21 protein-coding genes are annotated in these 23,632 nt (G+C 39.2%); 12 read left to right on the forward strand and 9 right to left on the reverse strand.

The genetic code is table 11. The annotated features are described in order from the left end of the window. Positions 1 to 2: 2 nt before the first annotated feature. The 6 genes from recJ to obgE all read right to left on the reverse strand — a co-directional run bounded on the left by recJ (position 3) and on the right by obgE (position 6,905). A complete protein-coding gene (recJ, locus tag CBF29_RS01030) occupies positions 3 to 2,309 on the reverse strand; it encodes a single-stranded-DNA-specific exonuclease RecJ (RefSeq protein ID WP_126806352.1) in 2,307 nt (768 codons plus the stop codon). A gap of 250 nt (positions 2,310 to 2,559) precedes the next feature. Then, a complete protein-coding gene (locus tag CBF29_RS01035; protein WP_126806354.1) occupies positions 2,560 to 2,856 on the reverse strand; it encodes a hypothetical protein in 297 nt (98 codons plus the stop codon). A gap of 506 nt (positions 2,857 to 3,362) precedes the next feature. Then, complete coding sequence (locus CBF29_RS01040; protein WP_126806356.1) at positions 3,363 to 3,770, reverse strand: LapA family protein; 408 nt, start codon at positions 3,768 to 3,770, stop codon at positions 3,363 to 3,365. A gap of 16 nt (positions 3,771 to 3,786) precedes the next feature. Continuing rightward, on the reverse strand, positions 3,787 to 4,578 hold the full coding sequence (locus tag CBF29_RS01045) for an SDR family NAD(P)-dependent oxidoreductase (RefSeq protein ID WP_126806358.1): 792 nt from the start codon (positions 4,576 to 4,578) through the stop codon (positions 3,787 to 3,789). Next, positions 4,575 to 5,519, reverse strand: coding sequence for a ribonuclease Z (gene rnz / locus CBF29_RS01050; protein WP_126806360.1), 945 nt, complete (start codon positions 5,517 to 5,519; stop codon positions 4,575 to 4,577). The genes CBF29_RS01045 and rnz overlap by 4 nt, the downstream gene beginning before the upstream one ends. A gap of 75 nt (positions 5,520 to 5,594) precedes the next feature. After that, positions 5,595 to 6,905 carry a GTPase ObgE gene (obgE, locus tag CBF29_RS01055; protein WP_126806362.1) on the reverse strand — a complete coding sequence of 437 codons (1,311 nt, stop codon included), beginning with the start codon at positions 6,903 to 6,905 and terminating at the stop codon, positions 5,595 to 5,597. 320 nt (positions 6,906 to 7,225) lie between these two features. On the opposite strand from obgE, the gene CBF29_RS01060 reads away from it, so the two are divergent. Further along, the gene (locus CBF29_RS01060) at positions 7,226 to 7,678 is read left to right on the forward strand and encodes a hypothetical protein (RefSeq protein ID WP_126806364.1); all 453 of its coding nucleotides are present in this window, start codon (positions 7,226 to 7,228) and stop codon (positions 7,676 to 7,678) included. 148 nt (positions 7,679 to 7,826) lie between these two features. Then, positions 7,827 to 8,519 carry a hypothetical protein gene (locus CBF29_RS01065; RefSeq protein ID WP_126806366.1) on the forward strand — a complete coding sequence of 231 codons (693 nt, stop codon included), beginning with the start codon at positions 7,827 to 7,829 and terminating at the stop codon, positions 8,517 to 8,519. 52 nt (positions 8,520 to 8,571) lie between these two features. On the opposite strand, the gene CBF29_RS01070 is transcribed toward CBF29_RS01065, so the two are convergent. Next, positions 8,572 to 9,669, reverse strand: a complete 1,098-nt coding sequence (locus CBF29_RS01070; RefSeq protein WP_126806368.1) for a DUF871 domain-containing protein — start codon at positions 9,667 to 9,669, stop codon at positions 8,572 to 8,574. Positions 9,670 to 9,836: 167 nt separating this feature from the next. Between CBF29_RS01070 and CBF29_RS01075 the strand changes: the two genes are divergently transcribed. The 9 genes from CBF29_RS01075 (at position 9,837) to CBF29_RS01115 (ending at position 19,900) form a co-directional block, all read left to right on the forward strand. Beyond that, the gene (locus CBF29_RS01075) at positions 9,837 to 10,601 is read left to right on the forward strand and encodes a peptidylprolyl isomerase (protein ID WP_126806370.1); all 765 of its coding nucleotides are present in this window, start codon (positions 9,837 to 9,839) and stop codon (positions 10,599 to 10,601) included. Between the two features lie 168 nt (positions 10,602 to 10,769). Beyond that, the gene (locus CBF29_RS01080; RefSeq protein WP_126806534.1) at positions 10,770 to 11,936 is read left to right on the forward strand and encodes a hydroxymethylglutaryl-CoA synthase; all 1,167 of its coding nucleotides are present in this window, start codon (positions 10,770 to 10,772) and stop codon (positions 11,934 to 11,936) included. Between the two features lie 12 nt (positions 11,937 to 11,948). After that, positions 11,949 to 13,280: a hydroxymethylglutaryl-CoA reductase, degradative gene (locus tag CBF29_RS01085; RefSeq protein ID WP_245987220.1), complete on the forward strand. Its 1,332-nt coding sequence runs from the start codon at positions 11,949 to 11,951 to the stop codon at positions 13,278 to 13,280. Between the two features lie 209 nt (positions 13,281 to 13,489). Further along, positions 13,490 to 14,431, forward strand: coding sequence for a mevalonate kinase (gene mvk / locus CBF29_RS01090; protein WP_126806372.1), 942 nt, complete (start codon positions 13,490 to 13,492; stop codon positions 14,429 to 14,431). Continuing rightward, complete coding sequence (mvaD, locus tag CBF29_RS01095; RefSeq protein WP_126806374.1) at positions 14,424 to 15,425, forward strand: diphosphomevalonate decarboxylase; 1,002 nt, start codon at positions 14,424 to 14,426, stop codon at positions 15,423 to 15,425. Before mvk ends, mvaD begins: the two co-directional genes overlap by 8 nt. Continuing rightward, positions 15,422 to 16,510 (forward strand): phosphomevalonate kinase, encoded by a 1,089-nt coding sequence (locus CBF29_RS01100; protein ID WP_126806376.1) that lies wholly within the window; start codon positions 15,422 to 15,424, stop codon positions 16,508 to 16,510. The genes mvaD and CBF29_RS01100 overlap by 4 nt, the downstream gene beginning before the upstream one ends. 11 nt (positions 16,511 to 16,521) lie before the next feature. Continuing rightward, entirely contained in the window at positions 16,522 to 17,586 is a 1,065-nt protein-coding gene (gene fni, locus CBF29_RS01105; RefSeq protein ID WP_126806378.1) for a type 2 isopentenyl-diphosphate Delta-isomerase, read from the forward strand. Positions 17,587 to 17,866: 280 nt separating this feature from the next. Further along, a complete protein-coding gene (locus tag CBF29_RS01110; RefSeq protein WP_126806380.1) occupies positions 17,867 to 18,544 on the forward strand; it encodes a DUF6320 domain-containing protein in 678 nt (225 codons plus the stop codon). Between the two features lie 45 nt (positions 18,545 to 18,589). Then, positions 18,590 to 19,900 carry an alcohol acetyltransferase gene (locus CBF29_RS01115; protein WP_126806382.1) on the forward strand — a complete coding sequence of 437 codons (1,311 nt, stop codon included), beginning with the start codon at positions 18,590 to 18,592 and terminating at the stop codon, positions 19,898 to 19,900. Between the two features lie 85 nt (positions 19,901 to 19,985). Here the strand turns inward: CBF29_RS01115 and CBF29_RS01120 are convergent, their stop codons facing one another. Both CBF29_RS01120 and celB read right to left on the reverse strand, forming a co-directional pair. After that, positions 19,986 to 20,693 (reverse strand): GntR family transcriptional regulator, encoded by a 708-nt coding sequence (locus tag CBF29_RS01120; RefSeq protein WP_126806384.1) that lies wholly within the window; start codon positions 20,691 to 20,693, stop codon positions 19,986 to 19,988. A gap of 105 nt (positions 20,694 to 20,798) precedes the next feature. Beyond that, on the reverse strand, positions 20,799 to 22,070 hold the full coding sequence (gene celB / locus CBF29_RS01125) for a PTS cellobiose transporter subunit IIC (RefSeq protein WP_126806386.1): 1,272 nt from the start codon (positions 22,068 to 22,070) through the stop codon (positions 20,799 to 20,801). 160 nt (positions 22,071 to 22,230) lie between these two features. Between celB and CBF29_RS01130 the strand changes: the two genes are divergently transcribed. Then, positions 22,231 to 23,622, forward strand: a complete 1,392-nt coding sequence (locus CBF29_RS01130) for a glycoside hydrolase family 1 protein (RefSeq protein WP_126806388.1) — start codon at positions 22,231 to 22,233, stop codon at positions 23,620 to 23,622. Positions 23,623 to 23,632: the final 10 nt, after the last annotated feature.

Genomic DNA, 23,632 nt, shown 5'->3' on the forward strand with positions numbered 1-23,632 from the left:
CATTAAAAAAGGTGCTTTTCCACATCTGTCATGCTGCCGTATAATAATAGTTTCTCCGTCAAGACTTTTTGTTCTCGAAGCTGATAGATCTTACTTTCATTTAGCGACATAGAATGCATGACTTCTTTTTTTCGCAAAACACCATCTTCTATTGTAACAAATTCCAAATCAAAAAACACTTGAATCATAAAAATAATCAAACTTTCTTCGATGTTTAAATGATTGGCAATCAAAGATGTTTTGTGGCGGACATCTAATTCTTTTTCCTGTTGGATTAACTTAAATAACTTGGCAAACTGTTCACGACTAGGCAAACCGTTTAAGTAACATTTCTCACTAGAATATAACAGTAAATAGAGACGTTCTGCCTGATACTCTTGCACCACCGTGCGAGCCTGTGCCACCGTGTTGGGACAATCCAAGAGGACTAGCGAACGATAAGTGCTAGTTAAAGCCATCTTCCCATTTGTCAGCTCCTCAAAAGAAAAAATTTTATCTTCTGACAGGTTGCTGAAGACACGACGATTCCTTTCATTGAACAAGACATATAACACATCCTCCAGCTGAGATAATTCTTCAAGACGATGGAGCTGTTCACGATAATCAAATAATTGGTTGCCTAAAACTTGGAAATCTTTCAATAGCAACTGGGGTTTTTTTATACCATTCCAGACGTTCAGCCCAATAGTTCCCACAACTGAAAGCTCTTCTGCAGTCTCAAATTCATCCGCCTCATCTCCAAAACCAAAACCAATCGTGTCTAGCGTTTGGCCGGATGATTCTAACACCAGCTTTAAATGTTTCTTATCTGCACCTATTTTCCTAGTTTCTTTTATGCCAACATCCTTAAATAGAAAATAAGGACTGGGATTATCAGTGCCAAAAGGTTCCAATAATTGCAAATCTTCAATCAAAGATTCAGAAATATTATTGATTGAAAGACTATCTTCCACTGGTAGCGGACTGCCAATCGAAAAATCAATGGCCATGTTGAAAATTCGTTCGTTAAGCAATTGTCTGACTTGTTCCAAGTGAGTTGTTTGCAACGAAAGTCCGGCAGCCATATGATGCCCGCCAAATTTCTCCAGATGCTCTTCAACATTTTGCAGCAACTCAAACAAATTGATTGCCTCAATACTTCGGCCAGACCCTTTAGCGATACCTGTGCTTGAATCGATGGACAAAATAATTGCCGGTCGGTTAGTGGCCTGTACAATGTGACTGGCGACAATACCTAAAACACCTTCATGCCAGCCTTCCTTAGCCAAAATATAAATATTTTTCGGCTCAGAATCTTTTACCATGGCCATGGCTTCTTTTTTAATGTCTGCCACGATTTTTTGCCTTTGCTCATTCTTTTTCTGAATATCTTGGGCGATGTCTTCCGCTTCTTTCTGATCAAAGGTACTCAACAACTGAACACCAGGTGTGGCATCACCCAGCCGACCAATCGCATTCAACCGCGGTCCGATACCGAATCCAATCGTTTGAGAACTGACAGATGAGATATCAATCCCTGCCACTTGACACAAAGCTTGTATGCCAAGTCGATGAGTTTGCCCCATGTATTCTATCCCTAATTTAACCAAAACCCGATTCTCACCGGTCAATGAAACTAAATCAGCAATCGTGCCGATAGCTACTAAATCAAGCAATTCTTCTGGTACTTCTTCCAGCAGGGCCGAGGCAACTTTGAAAGCCACGCCCACACCTGCCAGCTCCCCAAAAGGATACTTCCCCTTAGGATGTCTTGGATGAATCACAGCATAGGCTTCCGGTAAACTGTCAGGAAGCTCATGATGGTCTGTGATAATAACGTCAACTCCCATGGCATTAGCATAATCCACAGCATCATGACCCGTCACACCATTATCGACTGTGACAATCAGTTCCGCCCCTTCTTCAATCAAATGTTTATAAACGTCTAAATTAGGACCATATCCATCGGTAAAGCGATTGGGCAGATAGACGGTGACTTCTCCTCCGACCAACTCAATGGCTTCTTTCAGCACCGTCACACTGGTAATACCATCTGCATCATAATCACCGTAAATGACTATTTTTTCCCCAGAGGCTATCCCCCCACGAAGTCGTTCGATGGCTTTTTCCATATCAAATAAAAGAAACGGGTCATGAAGTTCTTCAAGACTGGGATTAAAAAAGCCCGCCAGCTGTTCCTCGGTCGTTATATTTCTTTTTGCCAGCAATTCTCCAAGAAAACTGGAAATATTATTTTTTTCTAACCAATTGACAACTTCTGGTGGTATTTCCACTTCTGTTGTTGTCCAATGGAAATGAGATTTTCTCATTTATCTATCACTCCCAACCTGTCCATTATAGCAAATTTCCTCACAATAGATAACTAGGGAAGCATATATATTTTAGTATGGCTTCAATAATAATAAAAGTTTTGAGGATTTAAAACTTAATTTGGTTAACTAATAATCTCCAGTAATAAGCAAAACCCCCAGCATATACTGGAGGTTTTGATTATTAAAATGGCAAATAAATTTAAAAATAATATCAAGTATAGCAACCTTTAAGCTACTATCAATATTCCTAAGGTCTGTAAAATAAAATTGCTAAGAAAAAAAGTAAAACTCTCACAGGAAGAAACAACATGATCACTAGTGAAAAATATAATGGCAGCTTATACGAACCAATTTTTGTTTTCCTGTAATTAATAATTGAAAAGGTGAAAACCAATAGATTTCCAATATAAAATATTCCTCTTGATAATGGCAGATAAAGGTATCTAAGATAGAGAAGATCAGTATATAAAAAATAAAAATATGGAATGGCAAGTAAAATTGATACAACAAGCAGTACTCTAGGAATTGTTATTACTTTTTTCATAGAAATACCTCCTAACTCCTTTTATTCGCAGGTCATTTGCACATTACTTTTTCTTCCAAGAAGCTATTGTATCAAAACGCACCAGCAGACTCACATTAACAAAAATAAATACTCCAGGAGAACCAAAAAATTATTTAAGAGGGGGATCAACATGAGAATTATCGAAAAAAATATAGGAACCATATATGAAATATTTTTCGCTTTTTTGTAATAAATTATGGATACTATAATGATCAAAAGATTATCAATGTAAAATACCCCTTTAGATAACGATCCATAAATGTAAAAAAGGTAGCGATTATTGTCTGTAAGCGAAAGATAATAATAGGGAATCGTACATAAAATAGAGACAAGAAACAGTACTCTTGGTTTACTGATCACTTTTTGCATATAAATTCCCCCTTACTTTCTTCCATTATATCAGCCGTGATTACGTTGTTGCAAGCCTTTACAACTATCCTGTTTTGGAGAAAGTTTAAAGTAAAAAAGAAGGCTTCCGCCTTCTCTCACTCATCATTCTCTTTTGTTTCGATATTAAACGCACTGCCGGTCAATTCAGCAAACTCTCGCTCCAATTCCCGTATTCGTCTGTCTTTTAACTCTAATTCATTTTCGACATCATGTTGGTAGTGATGGATTTCTTTCTCTACCCTTTCTTCAAAGTTTTCTTGCAGTTCTTCATACTCCCTTGTTAATTGCTTGATGATTTTCTTTTGTCGCAAATTAGAGGTTAGCCACAGGAGAAAGATGACTACTGCGCCGACAAAAGCAGACCCAAGAATAATATAAATTAAAGGCACATAAAAAGTGGCTACTCCAAAATCAAGTGTGACCTTAGCTGTATTCATCACAGCAAAAATAATTACCAGTAAAACTAAAACCGCACTCACAACTACTTTCCACTGCTTTCTCATCTTGCCACCTCTTTCATTATTTACGATTAAAAATCGATGCTGCTAAAATGTCTCCGATGTGCGGGAACAGTGTATACATTTTACTTGCAACTTCCATGATACCCGGTGCATTGATTTCTCTTTTCGGCCGATTAAAGCAATTCACAATTTTCCGGCTCAATTTGACTGGATCTAAAACAAAGGCGTCCACGGATTTCAAATAATTACCTGATTCATCAGCAATATTGAAAAAATTCGTTTCAATCGGACCGGGGTTTACCGTAGTGACATAAATATTCAAGGGCTTTAATTCTAAGCGCAAAGCATTGGAAAATCCCAAAACAGCAAATTTTGTTGCAGAATAAATAGTGCTCTTTGTCGTCGCCATTTTAGCCGCCTGAGACGCAATGTTGATAATGTGTCCCTGTCCCTCTTCAGCCATTTTCAAGGCGATTTTTTGCGTCATATACATTAAACCAAGCACGTTGACTCGAAACATTTGTTCAGCTGTCGCCATATCAAACTCAAGAAAATCACGGAATAAACCAAAGCCGGCATTATTTACCAAGATATCAACTTTTGGAAAAGCCATGAAAATTTCTTGGCACACTTCTTCGATCCTCTCGGGTTGGGCGATATTTAATTCATAGTAATAAGCCTGATTTCCCGAAAGCTCTTCACATCTCCGGCAAACTGAAATCAGTTCATGCTCTCGCCGGGCACAGACGATGACAGTCGCCCCCTGTCTAGCTGACTCATAGGCAATCTGCTCTCCCAGTCCCGAAGAACCCCCAGTGATTAGAACTACTTTATTATCCAGTCTGTTCATGTCATCCGCTCCTCTTTATTAAAAGGTATCTCAAAACAGTCAAAATCTCTGACTACTTTTGTCTTTGGAAAAATTTTTCTTGCCTCTTTTTCCATCAGCTTCATGTCGTTGCCCAAATATCTGGCACTGATATGAGTTAAATATAATTGTTTTACATTTTTTTCCTTCGCAACATTTGCTGCTTGACTAGAAGTTGAATGGAAATAGGCATTAGCCATCTTGTTTTCATCAGATAAAAATGTGCTTTCATGAACAAGGACATCCGCATCTTGGGCGAGAATCCCAATATTTTTGTGAGGTCTCGTATCTCCTAAAATCGTGACGATACGACCCTTTTGTTCTGGTCCGACAAAGTCGTTGCCGTCAATTTCACGTCCGTCCTCTAAAATTATTTTTTCCCTGTTTTTGATTTTACCATAGACAGGTCCTGATGGGATACCAAGTGCTTTCACTTTTTCTACCAGCAATTCCCCGGGGTGATCCATTTCCCGAACACGAAATCCGTAACTCTTGATTCGATGATCGAGTGGTAAAGCTGTAACCTCAAACTGATGATCTTTAAAAACCAAACCGCCATTATCGATTTCAGTGTAGATAATCGGATATTTTAAATGAGAATCAGAAATTTTTAAACTGGTTTCGACAAATTCTTTAATACCTGTCGGGCCAATGATAGTCAAAGGAGATTCCCCTCCTTGAAAAGAACGGCTGCTCAACAAACCGGGCAATCCGAAAATATGGTCCCCGTGCAAATGAGTAATAAATATTTTTTCTATTTTCCTCGGTCGAATGCTGGTTTTTAAAATTTGCTGCTGAGTCCCTTCCCCACAGTCAAAAAGCCAAACCGCATTTCTTTCATCTAAAAGTTTCAAAGCAATCCCCGTCACGTTACGTTGTCTTGAAGGAACGCCTGCTCCCGTACCTAAAAATTCTATTTCCATATGACACCTAAACTTTCTAACATTCATTGATAAAAATAGCTGAGACCGTCACGTCTCAGCTATTATTTTAAAGCATTAGTCGACAAACTCAAAGACAAAATCTTCGATTCGCACGGAATCACCATTTTTAGCCCCTCGTTGACGCAATTCGGCATCGACTCCCATGCCTCTAAGCTGTCTAGAAAACCTCATGATGCTTTCGTCACGCTCTAAATTAGTCATTTTAAATAAACGCTCAAGTTTTTCACCGAAAACCACCCACGTTCCATCTGGATCACGAGTGATTTCGAAGTCACGCTGACTTTCTTCAAAGGAATAAAGCACATCGGTATCTGCGGCAAGTTCCTCTTCGTAAAGCGGAAACTCTGGCGTGATTTCAATCAGATTAGCAGTTGCCATCAGCAATTCGTCTATCCCTTGATGTGCAATGCCCGACACAGGGAAAATCACTGGTGCTTCTTTTCCAGTCCAATGTTCTGCCAGCTTCAACTTAAACTCTTGCAAGTTGTCTTTAGCATCCGGCATATCCATTTTATTAGCCACAATGATTTGCGGCCGCTCAAGCAAGCGCAAATTATGGGCTTCCAACTCTTGATTGATAATCAGATAATCTTCAAACGGATCTCGCCCTTCCATGCCGCTCATATCAATTACGTGGAGCAGCACTCTGGTACGTTCAATATGACGTAAAAATTGTGTGCCTAAACCAACACCTTGGGAGGCTCCTTCAATTAATCCCGGCAAATCTGCCATCGCAAAACTTCGGCCGTCTTTTAATGCAACCATGCCAATGTTGGGCGCCAATGTTGTAAAGTGATAGTCGCCAATCTTTGGCTTCGCTTTCGAGACAACAGACAATAATGTGGACTTTCCAACAGAAGGAAATCCTACTAAACCTACATCAGCAAGTATTTTCAATTCTAAATCCAAACGGAATTCTTCTCCCGGCTCGCCATTTTCGGCAATTTCAGGTGCCGGATTGGCAGGAGTGGCAAAACGGATATTCCCACGACCGCCGCGACCGCCTTTAGCAATTCTTAAACGTTCCCCATGCGTGGTTAAATCTCCCAACAGACGTCCGCTTTCTTTTTCACGAATAGTCGTCCCTGGAGGAATAGCAACAATTAAGTCATCTGCTCCGCGCCCATGCATTCCTTTTCGCATTCCATTTTCTCCGGTTTTTGCCCGGAAATGTTTATTAAAACGGAAATCCATCAACGTCCGCAAGCCTTCATCCACTTCAAAAATAACGTCTCCCCCGCGACCACCATCACCGCCGGCTGGACCACCCTCAGGCACATACTTTTCTCTTCTAAAGGCAACCATTCCATCGCCGCCATCGCCGGCTTTGACATCAATCGTTACCTGATCTAAAAACATGGACATTTTTTTGTCCTCCTACTCTTAATCAAATCCTTTTCTATTTTACTGATATTATAGGTTTTTGTCCAATGATTTATTGTTTTCTCACATATTTAAAGCCAGTCTCTAAAAAAACTTGGTTCTAAAAAATTTTATTGATGATTATTTGTCTTTCACCTAATATTTTTTCAATCTAGCATCTCTAAAATTCTTTTCAACTTATATTTATCATCCATCCCAAGATTAAAAAGAATTAAAGCTTAAAATGATTAGAATCGTTTATTTTTCTGGCTAAAGACGACAAATTGCGATAAAATTTTATATATAGAAGGGAGCGGGTCATGATGAAAAAAAACAGCACGCTGATGTTGCTTTTAGGATTGGCTTTCGTACTCACCGCTTGTACACAAGCTGATGATGGAAAAGATACCCAATATTCTTCCCAAAGTGATATGGTGACATCGACCACAACAGAAATAAAAAGCAATAACGCAGAAAAGACTTCCGATTCAGTCAACTACTCTGATAATACTGACAACAGCAGTTCTGTAAAGAAAACAACGGAAACTTCTTCTGCAGAAAATAATCTTATTAAAAGTGAAGAACAAGCGATCAACACTTTGACTGCTTTTCTAGAAGAAGATGATGATATTTATTATATGCTATGGAGAGAAACTGATGATTTTTATGTAATCAAACTAGTCTCAAAAAGCGCACAAGAAAAAGGCGGCAGTGGAACGGCTGGATTTTATGAAGTATTTAAAAAAGATGGCAATATCAAAGAAAAAGATTATTAAAAATTATCAAGCATATCCTGTGGGGTATGCTTTTTGTATAATTTAATGCTGCATTGCCTTATAGACAGACCCATCACAAATAAACATCCTCTTCTCGTCTTATGATATGATGATAGAGAGAAATAAAATATAACGGCGGTGTTTTGATATGTCTGATGACAAGATGACTTCAATCAATTTAGGGAGCAATACAGAGAGATGGCTTAACTATGCAAAAGTGACGTTGCCTAAAGAATGTCCAAACTGCCACCATGCCATCCTGCCTATACGCAATAGTTCAGGCGTGTTTAAGTATGCAAAGGAAACCCATTTGCAAGTTTTTTCGTGGAAATGTCCTCAATGCTTTGACAACTATGTTACTTTTCACACACGACGTAATTTAAGTGATGTCAATGCCCGATTTTTAGGTATCACACCACCCCTTCGCAAGCGGATTTTTAGTGAGCAGCTGACTGATTTGTCTCCTCGCTTCATCGAAGTCTATCATCAGGCTTCCAGCAGTGAAGCTGAGAATAATTTAACTTTAGCTGCTATCGGGTATAAATTTTCGTTAGAAATTTTAGTGAAAGATTTTGCTACTGTCATGTTAAACATACCCAAAGAAGAACTTTTAAATAAATCCCTTTATCAATGTATCGAAGATTATTTGCCAAGAATGAAATATATTGCTTCAACTGATTTGATTCAACTGAAAGGTTCAAACTTTGAACATCACTATCAAAAGTTTGAACTAGAGGCCTTCAATGAATTCAAGTTTTATCTGAACGCGCTAATAGATTTGATAGCAGTTGAACTCAGGCTCCGAACCTTTCCTCCTTCTTTTTCAGAAAAAGAGGAATAAAAGAAGACTAAAAGCATGGAATGATTTTTCCATGCTTTTTTTGTGTCATTGTTTAATTTGATTTATCTTCAATTAATTTGAAATTTGACCAAGGTTTCAAGAAATCCAATAGGAACATTTCACTGTCAGAAATTCTTCCAACCACATTGACCCGCCCGTCATTTTTCATTTCTTTCAAAGCGATTTGGGTTTCACCTTTATACTGTCCATAACCTTCGTTATCTATCAGCACGTCTCCCCTAGTCATGTCCACTGTATGATGTGGCGGAAAGTCTTTATCTTTATAGTAAATTCGGGTCATAGTCGAACGCAGCATATAGGCGGAACGATCCCCACGGTAGCTGTGCAAATTATCAAACAAGCATACCCGTTCTGCTTCTGTGATATCTTTATGAGGCACCACTTTTATTGAAGGATAGTCTGCAAAAAATGCTTTGGACATGGCATTTAGTTCTTCTTCGGAGGCATAGGCGTTTCCGATAGTGATATCATCAATCAAACCAGTCAACATCAGATGTTTGACTTGCGTACTGATTTCAAGTGTACGGTGTTCTTCTAGTGTACACAATCCGTCCTGTGTAGGCCACGGGCCGAAGTCAGCTTCACGAGAATTAACAAAAGCCATCGTATTCAAATTATGCTTTCTGAATTTTTCCGAACAGAAAACAAAATGATCGTAGTCTAAACCAGAATAGCGGTGAGGATAAAAATTGTGCGACCCCAGCAGATTTTTCTGATTAGGAGAAAAGCTCATAATATTATCCACATAGCTGGTCCCTGAACTCATATTGATTTCAATCTTCAAGTTATAAGGATTGCGGGTCATTCGTGCTTCTTCCTGACCAGTCATTCCGATATCCAAACGAATGCCGTCTGCTCCTAATTCATGGAAAAATGACAAATCATTATAGGACACCCCTAATTGATCGAATAAAGCAGGATTAATGTCGACCATCACCTCAAACCCGAGAGAATTCGCATAATCGACCACAGCTTTAAACTCACTCAGCACTTTTTCCTTGTCATCTTTAATTTGAAGCAAACTAGTAAATACTCGTTTAAATCCGTATTCGTGCGCCAAATCCAAATATGCCTTGTCTTTCTCAAAAGTTGACTTTTCCGGATAAATCGAAATTCCAAGTTTTCCCATTCCTACATTCCTCCCGATTTTAGTTGGTTAAAATAACATTATAACAAATTATTCAAAAGAGTGTTTAAAAAGTTATGTTTACATAAAATTTTTCACATTTAATTTTCAATCATTAGCGTTTTTTGATACTATGGCATCATAGATTTTTTTAGAGAGAGAGGATTCAAATGAAAAAAAGAGTGCTAAGGATTTTAACTATCGGTGCATCTGTTTTATTTTTAACTGCTTGCGGAACATCTAAAGATGCCACTGATGATCATGGAAAAAAAGCAACAAAAGAGACGATCGAAACATCTTCCGAACCTGTTGATTTTTCGAATGCCGCTCTTCCCCAATTAGATTCAGACGTCGCAGATAATGAATATCTGGTAGAAATGGTCACTTCCATGGGATCGATTAAATTTAGATTATTTCCTGACATCGTTCCAAAAACAGTGGAAAATTTTGTTACCCATGCTAAAGACGGCTATTATGATGGCGTTATTTTTCACCGAGTCATCGATAATTTTATGATTCAAGGGGGAGACCCTGAAGGCACAGGAATGGGCGGAGAAAGTATTTGGGGAGAACCTTTCAAAGATGAATCAAATCGAGAATTGTTCAATATCCGCGGTGCCCTTTCCATGGCAAATTCCGGACCGGATACAAATGGCAGTCAGTTTTTTATTGTTCAAAATAAAGACGATGTGTCCACTCGCAGCGGACTTCTGAAAGACGAGTTTCCAGAGCCGATCATTGAGAAGTACAAAGAAGGCGGCGCCCCTTATCTAGACTATACTTACGAAGGCAGTGCCAGCAATCATACCGTCTTCGGACAAGTTTTCGAAGGTATGGATGTGGTAGATAAAATTGCAGCGGTGGAAGTTGACGGAGAAAAGCCAAAAAATGACGTCAAGATTATTGAAATTAAAATACTGCAAGAACCAAAATAAACTTAACATCATTCCCAAATAATGCTATCTGGAGGAATGATGTTTTTTTGTGAAATTTATTAAGTAATCACTAAATTGTTCTGCTGGATTTCTGATTTTTGACAAATTATGCTAAACTCTCTATGAAAATAAATAATTAATGACAAGGAGTAGTAGACTATGGCTAAATTGCCCATCGGGATTGATCAGCTGAATTTTTTCACCCCTTCTCTCTACGTTGATATGATTGACTTAGCGAAAGCCCGCAACACAGACCCAAACAAATACATCATTGGGATTGGTCAGGAAAAAATGGGAATCAACCCAATTACTCAAGATGCGGTTTCCATGGGTGCAAACGCCGCTTTACCGATTGTTTCAGAAGCGGACAAGTCCAAAATAGATATGGTGATTTTCGCAACTGAATCCGGCACAGACTATTCTAAATCAGGAGCGGTGTCCATTCATCGCCTGCTGAATATAAATCCTTTCGCCCGAGCTATAGAAATGAAACAAGCGTGTTACAGTGCCACCGCAGGAATCATGATGGCAAAAGACTATATAGCTTCCCACCCAGATCGTAAAGTTTTAGTTGTCGGTTCTGACTTGGCTCGCTACGGTTTGAATACTGCTGGAGAAGTCACCCAAGGGGCAGGCGCCGTAGCTATGCTGATCAGTGCTGATCCAAGAATCATGACAGTCAGTGACGAGACGTTGCCATTCACAAAAGACATTTTTGATTTTTGGCGCCCGAATTATTCTGATACTGCCATGGTGGACGGTAAATTTTCAAATGAAGCGTATATTCAATTTTTTGAAACAGTTCTCCATGAATATCAAAGACGCTATGATTTTTCTTTGGAAGAGCTTGAAGCGTTGTGCTTCCACCTTCCCTATTCAAAAATGGGGAAAAAAGCGATGGCAAACGAATTAGAAAAAGTATCAGAAGAAACAAAAAATCGTATATTAGCACATTACGAAGCAAGTATTCTTTATACAAAAAATATCGGCAATATCTATACCGGCTCTCTTTACCTTGGACTAGCTTCTCTGTTGGATAATAGCCAAGAAATCAGTGCAGGAAATAAAATCGGCATGTTCAGCTATGGCTCAGGAGCTGTGGGAGAATTTTTCGTTGGCGAACTGGTTCAAGGATTTAAAAAACATCTTGCCACAAAAGAACATCAACAATTATTAGATGAGAGAGAACGCTTGACTATTCCAGAATATGAAGAACTTTTCATGGAAGCTTTGCCGGAAAACGGGACCTCTTTAAAATTGTCTAACCGCTTTGACTCGGCTCCAATCCAGCTGGTAGAAATTCGCGACCATCAGCGTCATTATGCTTTCCGCTGAAAAGTCTGAGCTATGAAAGGAACAGCAATGAACGAAACATCTAATTTATCTAAATTTTATAAAAAAAATAGAGAGGAACGCTTATCTCTTTTAAGAGACAAGCGTTTTCTCACGCAAGAAGCCATGGCGTACTTTCTAGAAAACAATCTACTGACTGACGAGATTGCCGACCATCTGATAGAAAATCAAGTGGGACAGTTTCCCCTGCCTTTAGGGGTGGCCCTCAATTTTATTGTCAACGGAAAAGATGTGGTTGTCCCTATGGTGGTAGAGGAACCTTCTGTTGTAGCTGCTTGCAGTAATGCCGCCCGCTACGTCCGAAAAACTGGCGGGTTCAAGGCTGTTTCTGGCGAACGATTACAAACTGGACAACTAATTTTTTATGACTTGACCGACGTTGACTATGCAAAAAATTATTTAGAAGAAAATAAAGCTGAAATTATTGCATTAGCTGATCAGATTCACCCTTCTATTGTCAGGCGAGGCGGAGGTACGCAAGAAGTAGTCATCGAGATTATTAAAGATAAGCAAGGTGTCTCTCAATACTTAACGGTCTATCTTCATATAGATGTGCAAGAAGCCATGGGAGCAAACATCGTCAACACGATTTTAGAAGGTCTTCAGCCAATCTTAGCTGACTGGCTGAAAGCAAAACCTTTGCTCAGTATTTTAAGTAATTATAATGATCAGACTTTGACAACAGCCACTTGTGAAATTCAGGTGTCAGACCTAGCAACAACCACACTCTCAGGAAGCCTAGTAGCAGAAAAAATCATTCGTGCTTCTGACTATGCCTCACTGGATACTTACCGTGCCGTGACCCATAATAAAGGAATCATGAACGGCATTGATTCTGTCGTCATCGCTACCGGAAATGATTTCCGTGCCGTTGAAGCAGCTGCACATGCTTTTGCCAGCCGAACAGGACGCTATCGTGCAATGAGTCAGTGGCAGTTAAGTAACGATGGCAAATACTTGCAAGGCTCCCTCACCCTGCCTATGTTGATTGGCTCATTAGGCGGAGCTGTGAGCGTGCTGCCCATTGCAAAACTTTCCCAGGAATTAATGAAAACTTCATCCTCTAAAGAAATGGCGAATATCATCGTGTCTGTTGGGTTAGCACAAAATTTTGCCGCACTGAGAGCTTTAGTAACGGAGGGCATCCAAAAAGGACACATGAGCCTTCATGCCAACGCTTTGGCGATACACGCCGGAGCCGCAGGGGAGGAAATCAATCAAGTAGCTGAACAACTAAGACAAAAAGATAACATGACTTTAGAGACAGCTCACCAACTTTTGGAAGCTTTGCGTGATGCTAAGAAACCAAACGAGCTTCCTCAATAAAACCAAATAAATAGAATGATTCGTCCACTGATGAGTCATTTTTATTTTTGCTTTAAGTTTACTTATAAAACATAAGAAATGATTAAAAATACCAGATTCAATAGCCTTTCATTTCTCTTTTCAGTTAAAATTATCTTGATAAAGTAATCATGGGAAATAGTTAGAAAAAAATTTGGTAGTCAAAAAGTAGATGATTTTGGAGGTAGAGAATGACTCAGGGGATTGGGTATGCACATGGAAAGATTATTTTAATGGGAGAGCATGCGGTGGTTTATGGAGAACCAGCCGTGGCTATCCCATTTCCTGCCGTAAAGATCAAAGCAACAGTGGAAAAAAATCAAGGAAAAACATCGATTGACTGCTTGTTTTACAAGGGGCTAGTAGATGAAATGCCTGAACTGCTTGAAAGTTTGCACAAAGCGATTGATATTTCCTTGCAGAAAATCAAAAAAAATGACTGGCTTACGATAAAAATAGAAAGTACGATTCCTGCAGAACGAGGCATGGGGTCAAGTGCCGCAGTTGCCGTGGCTGTAACAAGAGCCATTTTTGATTATTATGATTGTTCTCTCACTGATGAGCAACTGCTTGAAATCGTTAATGAGGCTGAAAAGATCGCTCATGGCAATCCCAGCGGTTTGGATGCTTTGATGACGAGCAGTCACGTTCCCTATTACTATATAAAAAATCAGGAGCTCTCCCCTTTTGATTTGAATTTACATGGGGTGCTAGTGGTTGGCGATACAGGGATAACAGGAAAAACTAAAGAGGCAGTTCAGGATGTTGCAGACAAAGTTAAACATTCTCCTGAAACATACGGTGCTGACATTCGGGCGTTAGGTCAATTAGCCCGTGAATCCCTTTATTTCTTAGAAAATGATTTACCTGAGGAACTGGGAAAACATATGTCAGCCGTCCATAAACTTTTAAGAGACTTAGGCGTATCAAGTAAAGAACTTGAACAGCTGATTACTGCTGCCCTGTCAGCCGGTGCTTTAGGTGCAAAATTAACAGGCGGCGGCCGCGGCGGCTGTATGATTGCTTTAGGAAAAGATAAAAAACACGGCATTGACATCGCTCAAAGCTTGGCAAACGCTGGCGCTGCTGAAACTTGGATTTTTGAGATGAACGGAGGGAGCATCATTGACTGAAAAAAGAATAACTGCTAGAGCTCACACGAATATTGCCCTGATAAAATATTGGGGAAAAAGAGACGAAAAATTATTTTTACCGATGAACAGCTCCCTTTCTTTAACTTTAGATGCTTTTTATACTGATACGACAACCTCTTTCTTACCTGAAAGTCAGGAAGATATCTTTATATTAAATGGTGTAACGCAAGAAAAAAAAGAACAGGAAAAAATTTCAGCTTTTATAGATTTGTTTCGTGAGGCTGCCGGTATCTCAACTAAAATCAAAGTAGAAAGCACCAATCATGTGCCTACTGCTGCCGGACTAGCCTCCTCCGCCTCGGCATTCGCTGCTCTTGGCACCTCTTTAAATGAGTTGACAGGGATGAAAATGGATAAAACCACTTTGTCCACTTTTGTACGCCAGGGGTCTGGGAGTGCCACGCGCAGTATTTTCGGCGGTTTTGTAGAATGGGACATGGGGACAAACAGTTTCGACAGTTGTGCGAAACAAATCGATGATGCCTCTTGGGACATCGCCATGCTGACCATTCCTGTCAGCACCGATAAAAAGAAACTCTCAAGCCGGGAAGGCATGAAATTAACGGTCGAAACATCAGCTTTCTATCCAGCTTGGGTAGCACAAGCTGGAAAAGACCTTCACATGATTAAAGAAGCCATTGCAGCAAAAGATTTTATACGTTTAGGTGAAATAACTGAAGCAAACGGTATGAAAATGCATGGTACGATGTTGGGGGCAATTCCTCCCTTTTCTTATTGGGAACCATTGACGGTCAAAGTTTTACAAAAAGTCACAGAAATACGTGGACAAGGTCTGCCATGTTACTATACAATGGACGCTGGGCCAAACGTGAAGGTTCTTTGCAGAAAGTCACAGGCGGCAGAAATAAAACAAATTTTGGATGATACTTTTCCTGAAAACCTTAGTATTTTTTCAGGAGTGGGTCAGGGAGCTTATCTGCTGACAGACATTGAGAAAGGAAGAAACGAATGATTCAAGCAAGTGCACCGGGAAAATTATATATTGCGGGTGAATATGCCGTACTTGAGCCGGGACACCCAGCTATTTTGGTGGCTCTGGAACAATATATCACTGTCCGTCTGAAAGAAACAAATAACTTGGGAACCATTCGTTCCAGTCTGACCAATAACTTTCCGATTCTTTGGACACGTAAACAAGGAAAATTTTTTATCGACCAACGAGAAAATCCTTTTGCTTATGTGGCAGAAGCTGTGACCACGACTGAAAAGTATATTCAAGAACTTGGAAAAAAATTAACATTTTTTAATATAGAAATAGATAGCGACCTAGACAATAAAGACGGTCGCAAGTATGGTCTTGGTTCCAGCGGTGCCGTCACCGTTGCAACAATCAAAGCCTTGTTAAAGTTTTACCGTGTCGCTTTTACTCACGAAACAGTTTATAAATTAGCGGCAATCACCCATCTTGCTATTAATAGTAACGGTTCTTTTGGTGATTTGGCTGCCAGTACTTATGGCGGATGGATTGCTTATTCTTGTTTTGATCGTGACTGGTTAGCCAAGGAGTTAACTAAGCACAGTTTATTAGAAATATTAGAGATGGAGTGGCCTCTTTTGTCCATTCAGCCATTAGAAGCTCCCGAAGATTTAGAACTTTTGATCGGTTGGACCGGCTCCCCTGCTTCCACTACTCATCTGGTAGATTTGCTGAATGATGAAAAAGCTGAAATCAAAGAAACCTATCAAGTATTTCTGAAGAAAAGCAAACAAATCGTGTCTCAGATTATCACAGCCTTTCAGGAACAAAATCTTTCAGCGATTCAGCACGGTATTCGAGAAAATCGTGCATTGCTGCAAAAATTGGGTTCCTCAAGTCGTGTCCATATCGAAACATCGGCTCTTTTTGAGTTGTGTGAAATTGCCGAAGACTATATGGGAGCGGCAAAATCATCTGGTGCTGGCGGAGGAGATTGCGGCATCGTTCTGATAAACAAGACAAAAGATCATTTTGAATTGTTTAAAGAATGGAAAAATGCTGGAATCACACACCTCCCTCTAGCAGTTCATCACGAAAAACTACCTGTTTCTATAAAATAAGGAGGGATACCATGAGTATCCATAAAAATCGCAAAGATGAGCATGTGGCCTTAGCTGAACAATTTTATCAGTCAACTGTTTCAGGCGATTTTGACAGCATTCGTTTTATCCATCATTCATTTCCTGAGACAGACTTTGAAGATGTTAAAATGAATACTTCTTTTGCTGGATTAGAGTTCCCCTTCCCTTTCTTCATCAACGGAATGACTGGAGGAAGTAAAAAAACGCAGCAAATCAATCTTGATTTGGCTACCGTTGCTAGAGAAACTGGTCTGGCAATGGCTTCCGGCTCTGTGAGTGCTGGAATCAAACACCCCGAGACAAGTGAAAGCTATTCTATCATTCGAAAAACAAATCCTCAGGGGAAAATTTTTGCCAATATGGGACCTGAACACCCTTTAGAGAATTATTTGAAAGCAGTGGATTTGCTTCAAGCGGATGCTTTGCAGATTCATGTGAATGTTCCCCAAGAATTACTGATGCCTGAAGGCGAGCGCAAATTTTCCCATTGGCTGGCTAATATCCAACAGACGGTTGAAAAAGTCGGTGTACCAGTGATTGTTAAAGAAGTCGGCTTTGGGATGAGTCGGGAAACCATCAGACAACTTGTTCAGGCCGGTGTTCATACGATAGATGTCAGCGGTCGAGGAGGCACAAACTTTATTCAGATAGAAAACTCCAGAAGAAAGAAGAAAGATTTTTCTTTTGCTGAAAATTGGGGACAGTCGACCCCGATTGCCTTACTAGAGGCGAACAGTCAGCCTGAACCTTTAGAAATTTTAGCTTCTGGCGGCATTCGCACCCCTTTTGATATTGTAAAATCTTTAGCTCTTGGCGCTCGTGCCGTTGGACTTTCTGGTCAATTTCTCCACTTGGTCGTCAATGAAGGTGTAGAAAAAACTATTGAGGAAGTGACACGTTGGAAAGAAAATATCCGTACAATGATGACACTTTTAGGTGCGGCAGAGATTGCCGAATTGCAGCAAACAGATATCATTCTTTATGAACCATTAAAAACTTGGTGTGAAGCTCGCCATATCAACTGGCGCACTTACGCTAATCGTTCAAATATTTAAAAACTTTCTTTCAGAAATTCTGAAAGAAAGTTTTTTTGATAGTTTTTATCTTAGAAACGGTCGTACATGTGTGAACCCTATAACTATTTCGAGATGCAAATAACGTCACGTGTGATGATGTTCTGACATCGTTACCCGCTCCCTAACTTCATTATGGTCTCATATCGAGTATAGTGTTACACTGTCAAAGTAAATAAAATAAATATTCGGTATTTTCAGTTACTGCCTAATCATGGTAAACTGAAGGTGGTTTGAAAAAATAAAAAGGAGTTTTTTCTTTATGACCAAGTGTATTCGTTGTCAAGTCGATGTTGCTGACAATCATTTGAATTGCCCATTATGCGGGATTAAACTAAGAGAAAGCATAAAGGATACCCACGTCTCTTATCCGGAATATCCACAAATTGCAAAAAGGAAAAAACTTCTTGTTAAGGTTTGGACGTTCGTCACCATTTCGATCATCGTCTTTTCTTTAGCCATCAATGCTTTGACTTGGAAAGTTAAACCTATTGGCTGGTCGCCGATTCTTTCTATTGCCGTTTTTTATATCTGGTTTTTAGGACAGGATTTATATCAAAAATTTAATATCAACCTCGTTGCAAAAACATTATGGAATAATTATCTCATATTAACCGTTTTTTTCCTGATCGTTGACAATGTCACAGGTTATGGGAAATGGTCATTAAATTTCGTCATCCCCTTCCTCGGGATTGCTACAGGTTTTATTATGACTCTCTGGTCTGTCAAAAATAAATCCATGTGGCGAGACGATATAGGTTATATTTTATTGATTTTAGGTGTCAATGTGTTGCCTTTCATTTTATTTTTACTGAAAGCTGTGGATGTCCTATGGCCAAGTATTGCTTCTCTGCTTTATGGAGTAATGACCGTTGTGGGGATTTTCATTTTTTCGGGAAGAAGATTATTATATGAATTACAAAAAAGATTTCACTTTTGATTAAGAAAATTTAACTGTCTCACCTTTAAAAATAGGAGGTTTCCCATGCACAATTGGTATCGTTTAGATAATGCCGCAATCGTCTTCCCTTCTGTTTCCGGAAGAAACAATTCATCGGTTTTTCGGTTTGCAGTCGTCCTAAAAGAAAAGGTTAATCCTGTGTCTCTGCAAAAAGCAGTCAACGTTGTGATGCCTAGGTTTCCAATGTTTACTGTCCGTTTAAGACAAGGTATCTTTTGGAATTACTTAGACGAAAATCGGCACCCTTTGAAGATAAAAAAAGAAATCAATCCTCCTTGTGAACCGATATCTAATCAGGACGATGGCTATTCTTTAAGAATTTTATATCACCGTTACCGTATCTCCATTGAAATGTTTCATGCATTGACTGATGGAGGCGGCGCTATTGAATTATTAAAAACTCTGGTCTATTATTACTTTCTGATTGAAGGTTACGAATTAGATCATGAAAATAAAATATTATTAGCCAAAGATGCGATTTCTCGCGACGAGCTGGAAGACAGTTTTTCTGCCAATTACACGCCAATCTACGCAGAGAGCACTTCAAGTCCGGCTTCTTATCATTTAAAAGGGGTTCGCCTAGAGGACTCAGATGCAAGTACCATCAGCGGTGTTACCAGTGGCAGTCAACTCAATCAAGTGGCCAAATCCTATGGAGGCTCAATCACTGCTTATCTGGCTTCATTACTGTTGATGTCGATTTATCAGACGAGAAAATCCGAGAAGGCTCAGAAAAAACCCATCGTTATTGCGGTGCCGGTGAACTTGCGACCAGTGTTTGGTTCAAAAACATTGAAAAATTTTTTTACGGTGGTTAATGTGGGTGCTTATATGAATGACGAAATCACTCTGAAAGATTTAGTTCCACAAATTCAAGAAATGTTGCTGCAAAAAACCAGCAAAAGCAATTTGCAATCAGCCATCAATCATAATGTGAACTTCGAGCGTAATTTGGCTTCAAAATTCGTGCCGCTGTTTGTTAAAAAATTAGCTGTAAGAATCGGCTTCGGCTATTTAAGTGAACGGCGAAAGACGATTACCTTGACCAATTTGGGACGGATGGATTTACCGAAAGAGATGCTCGCACTAATCGAACATGCTGAAATTTTTGCCTACCCTACCCAACAAAGCCCAATGGCCTGCGGGTTGATTTCCTGTGGAGATAAACTAACTATCAGCTTTATTAAAAATATTGTGGATACAGATGTCCCCCAATACTTTTTTTCCCACTTAGCTTCTCAAGAAGCACTTGATGTTTTCGTCTACAGTAACGGTATTGAAGAAAGATTTGAAGAAAACCTGCAGAAAGAAACTACCCGACCTGAAAGTGATTAAATTAGATAGAAAACAAGCTCAACTTCTGTGGACAACACTAAAGTTGAGCTTGTTTTCTGCTTACTAATTGTGACATCACTTAAACTTATTGGATAACATCCAACACTGTATACCGTTTTTTATCATACCTGTTTCTGCTTTTAGAATATTCGATGGGACGGGAATTTTTTAAATACACGACTTGTTCCACTTCTAATACCGGGTCATCCGCCGCACAATCTAAATATTTCTGATCTAATTCGGAAGGCTTGTCCGCTTGTATGGAGCGATGAGCACCGGCAAACTCAATCCCTAACTCATCTAAGTAAGTATAAATCGATTGTTCGATAATCTCTGTTGTTAAGTTTGGCACCAAATCTGTCGGCATAAACGTATGCTCGATTACAAAAGGTTCGTCATCCACAAAGCGCAGCCGGATGATTTCATATACAGGAATGTGACTGCTGATTTTCAGTTGTTCTTGAATTTCTTCAGAAGGAAAGTCTACATTGAACAACAAAACTTTGCTCCTGATCTTCCTTCCCTTCAATCCCTTTGTCAGACCTGTATAATCATTTGCCAAAGTCGGCGAACGTTTAAATGAGCTGTTGCGCAACACATAGGTGCCCACACCACGCTGACTATACACCAGACCTTCCATCATCAGCATATTGATAGCTTTATTAACAGTCATCCGGCTGACATTAAATTCTTCAACAAAATCTGTTTGATTGGGAATCAGAGTATTTTCTGGATATTCACCAGACAAGATTCGTTTCCTGATGATACCAGCTACTTTTTCATATTTTGTCAACTCTCTCTTCCTTTCGTCCTTAGTTCATCCATATTATAGCATTCAACCATAAAAAAAGTTACCTGATAAAAACTATCAAGTAACTTTTTGTGATTAGTTCCCGGATTATTCCATAGCAAGCTGTTGTTTGTCCATGATTTTGACAAAAGGATACCAAATTATTGCTACTAGAATAAAATCTATGATTTGCAGTACGCCTCCCAAAACTGAATTAGTCGCAAGAATTCCGCTAAACACAATGGGTACCGTCCACGGTACAGAAACTCCTGTAGGTGTAGGGAAAAGACCAATTGCCATGACTAAATAGTTGAATAACGTCACAACAAGTGGAGCCAAAATCCAAGGAATAAAAATAGTAACATTCATCACAATAGGCAATCCAAAGATCACAGGCTCATTTACATTGAAAAGTCCTGGTGCCAGTGCAAGTTTTCCAATGTCTTTTGATTGCTTAGATTTCATGACAAAGACTAGCAAGATAACCACAGCCAATGTCATACCGGAACCGCCCAATCCAACTGTAAAAGTTTCCATAAAAGCTTTTGAAATAATGTGTGGCAGTTCCAAACCATTTTTATAAGCTTCCAAATTATCGAGCATCAGTGTGTTCCAAATAGGATCCATCACGGAATTGACAATGATTTGTCCATGTAATCCAAAAAACCATAAAAATTGAACTAAAAACAAAGCAAGCAATGTGGCTGGCAAACTACTTCCCAACCCGACTAGAGGTTTTTGAATCAATTCGTACACCACGTCGTGCAAATTAGTTGTAAAGACTCCAACTACAACAGCGTTTATGATTAAAAAGGCAAATAAAGTTACTGTAGCAGGGATAAGTGCAGCAAATGAACGGGAAACTGCTGGTGGTACGCCTACCGGCATTTTTATCATCCAACCTTTTTTGGTCACCCGGCTAAATATTTCTGCTGCAACAAATGCTGCAATCATCCCGATGAACATTCCTTTAGCACCAAGTCTGTCTAATGACAAAACGCCAGAAATCTCTTCCCCGCTTTCAGTCAACATTACAAAAGGAGTCAGAATCAAATAGGAAGCCAAAGAAACTGCACCACCAAAGATACCTTCCAACTCATAAGATTTTGATAAGTAATAACCTATACCAAAGGTAACAAAGATTGTCATAATACTCATTGTTGCGTTTTGTCCATTACCAAATAGTGTTCCCAGCTGTCCCTTAGTTTGATCACTAAAAAAAGGTAAATTGTTAATCACCACAACGATTGAACCAAACATCGTTAATGGGAATGATAACATAAATGCATCACGTAAAACTGTTAAATAGCGGTTACTCCCTAACTTGTTGGCAAGAGGCATGATTTTTTCAGCCAACTTATCCATGAATGATAAATTCATAATGTCATCTCCTAAATTAAAATTAAACAAATTAAAGCAATACGTATTCGAAATCGATTCCACCAGAATGATAGCACTTATATTTATAAATGTCTAGGCTTTTATTTTTTAATGTTTTGCCTTATAATGGGAGTGAACAAATATTTGAAGGAGGAGCAACATGGTAGAATATAAATTTCCAAAAGATTTTTGGTGGGGATCTGCCGCTAGCGGGCCACAGACAGAAGGAACTTTTGATGGTGACGGTAAAGGTGAAAACATATGGGATTATTGGTTTAAAGAAGCACCGGAAAAATTTTTTAATCAAGTAGGTCCAGCTGACACTTCTCAAGTTTATCATACGTATAAAGAAGATATCCAATTGATGAAAGAAACTGGACACAATACCTATCGCCACTCTATCCAATGGAGCAGACTGTTTCCTGAAGGTACTGGGGAAGTCAATCAAGTCGCAGTAGCATACTACCATAACTTGATTGATGAATTGATTGCAAATGACATCGAACCATTCATGAATCTCTATCACTTTGATATGCCTATGGCTTTACAGGAAAAAGGAGGCTGGATGAATCGTGAAACCGTTGATGCCTATGTCCATTTTGCAAAAACATGTTTCGAATTATTTGGAAGCAAAGTTAAAAAATGGTTTACACATAACGAACCAATCGTTCCCGTAGAAGCAGGTTATTTATATCAGTTCCACTACCCTGCTGAAATCAATATGGCTCACGCGATTCAGGTTGGTTATCATGAAATGCTTTCCAGTGCCAAAGCAATCAAAGTGTACCGTGAAATGAATCAGGATGGTCAAATCGGCATTATTTTAAATTTGACGCCTAGCTATCCTAGAGATGAAAATAATCCTGAAGACGTTAAAGCTTCTGTGATTGCCGATGCTATGTTCAACCGCTCATTTTTAGACCCTTCCATTAAAGGAGAGTTTCCTAGCGAATTAGTAGAAATCGTTAAAGAACTTGACATGATGCCGGAAATCCAAGAAGATGATTTAAAAATTATTAAAGAAAATACCATCGACTTGTTAGGTATCAATTACTATCAGCCTAGACGTGTTAAAGCAAAAGAAACACCTGTTGACCATGAACACGGTCCAATGCCTGATGACTTTTTTGATAACTATGAAATGCCGGGAAGAAAAATGAACCCTCATCGCGGCTGGGAAATTTATGAAAAAGGTATCTATGATATTCTTATCAATGTGCGTGACAACTACGGCAACATTCCATGCTATATCTCCGAAAACGGTATGGGCGTGGAAGGTGAAGAAAAATTCAGAAATGCTGAGGGTGTCATCGAGGATGATTACCGAATCGAATTTGTCAGCGAACATTTAAAATACGTTCACCAAGCCATTGAGGAAGGTGCCAATTGCCTTGGCTATCATATGTGGACATGTATGGATAACTGGTCATGGTTAAATGCTTACAAAAACCGCTACGGCTTTATCTCTGTAGAATTAGATAAGGATTACAAACGCAGCATCAAGAACAGCGGACGCTGGTTTAAAAAAGTTTCCGATAATAATGGATTTTAATTAGAAAATT

It is taken from the genome of Vagococcus elongatus (assembly GCF_003987645.1).
GTDB classification, from domain to species: domain Bacteria; phylum Bacillota; class Bacilli; order Lactobacillales; family Vagococcaceae; genus Vagococcus_A; species Vagococcus_A elongatus.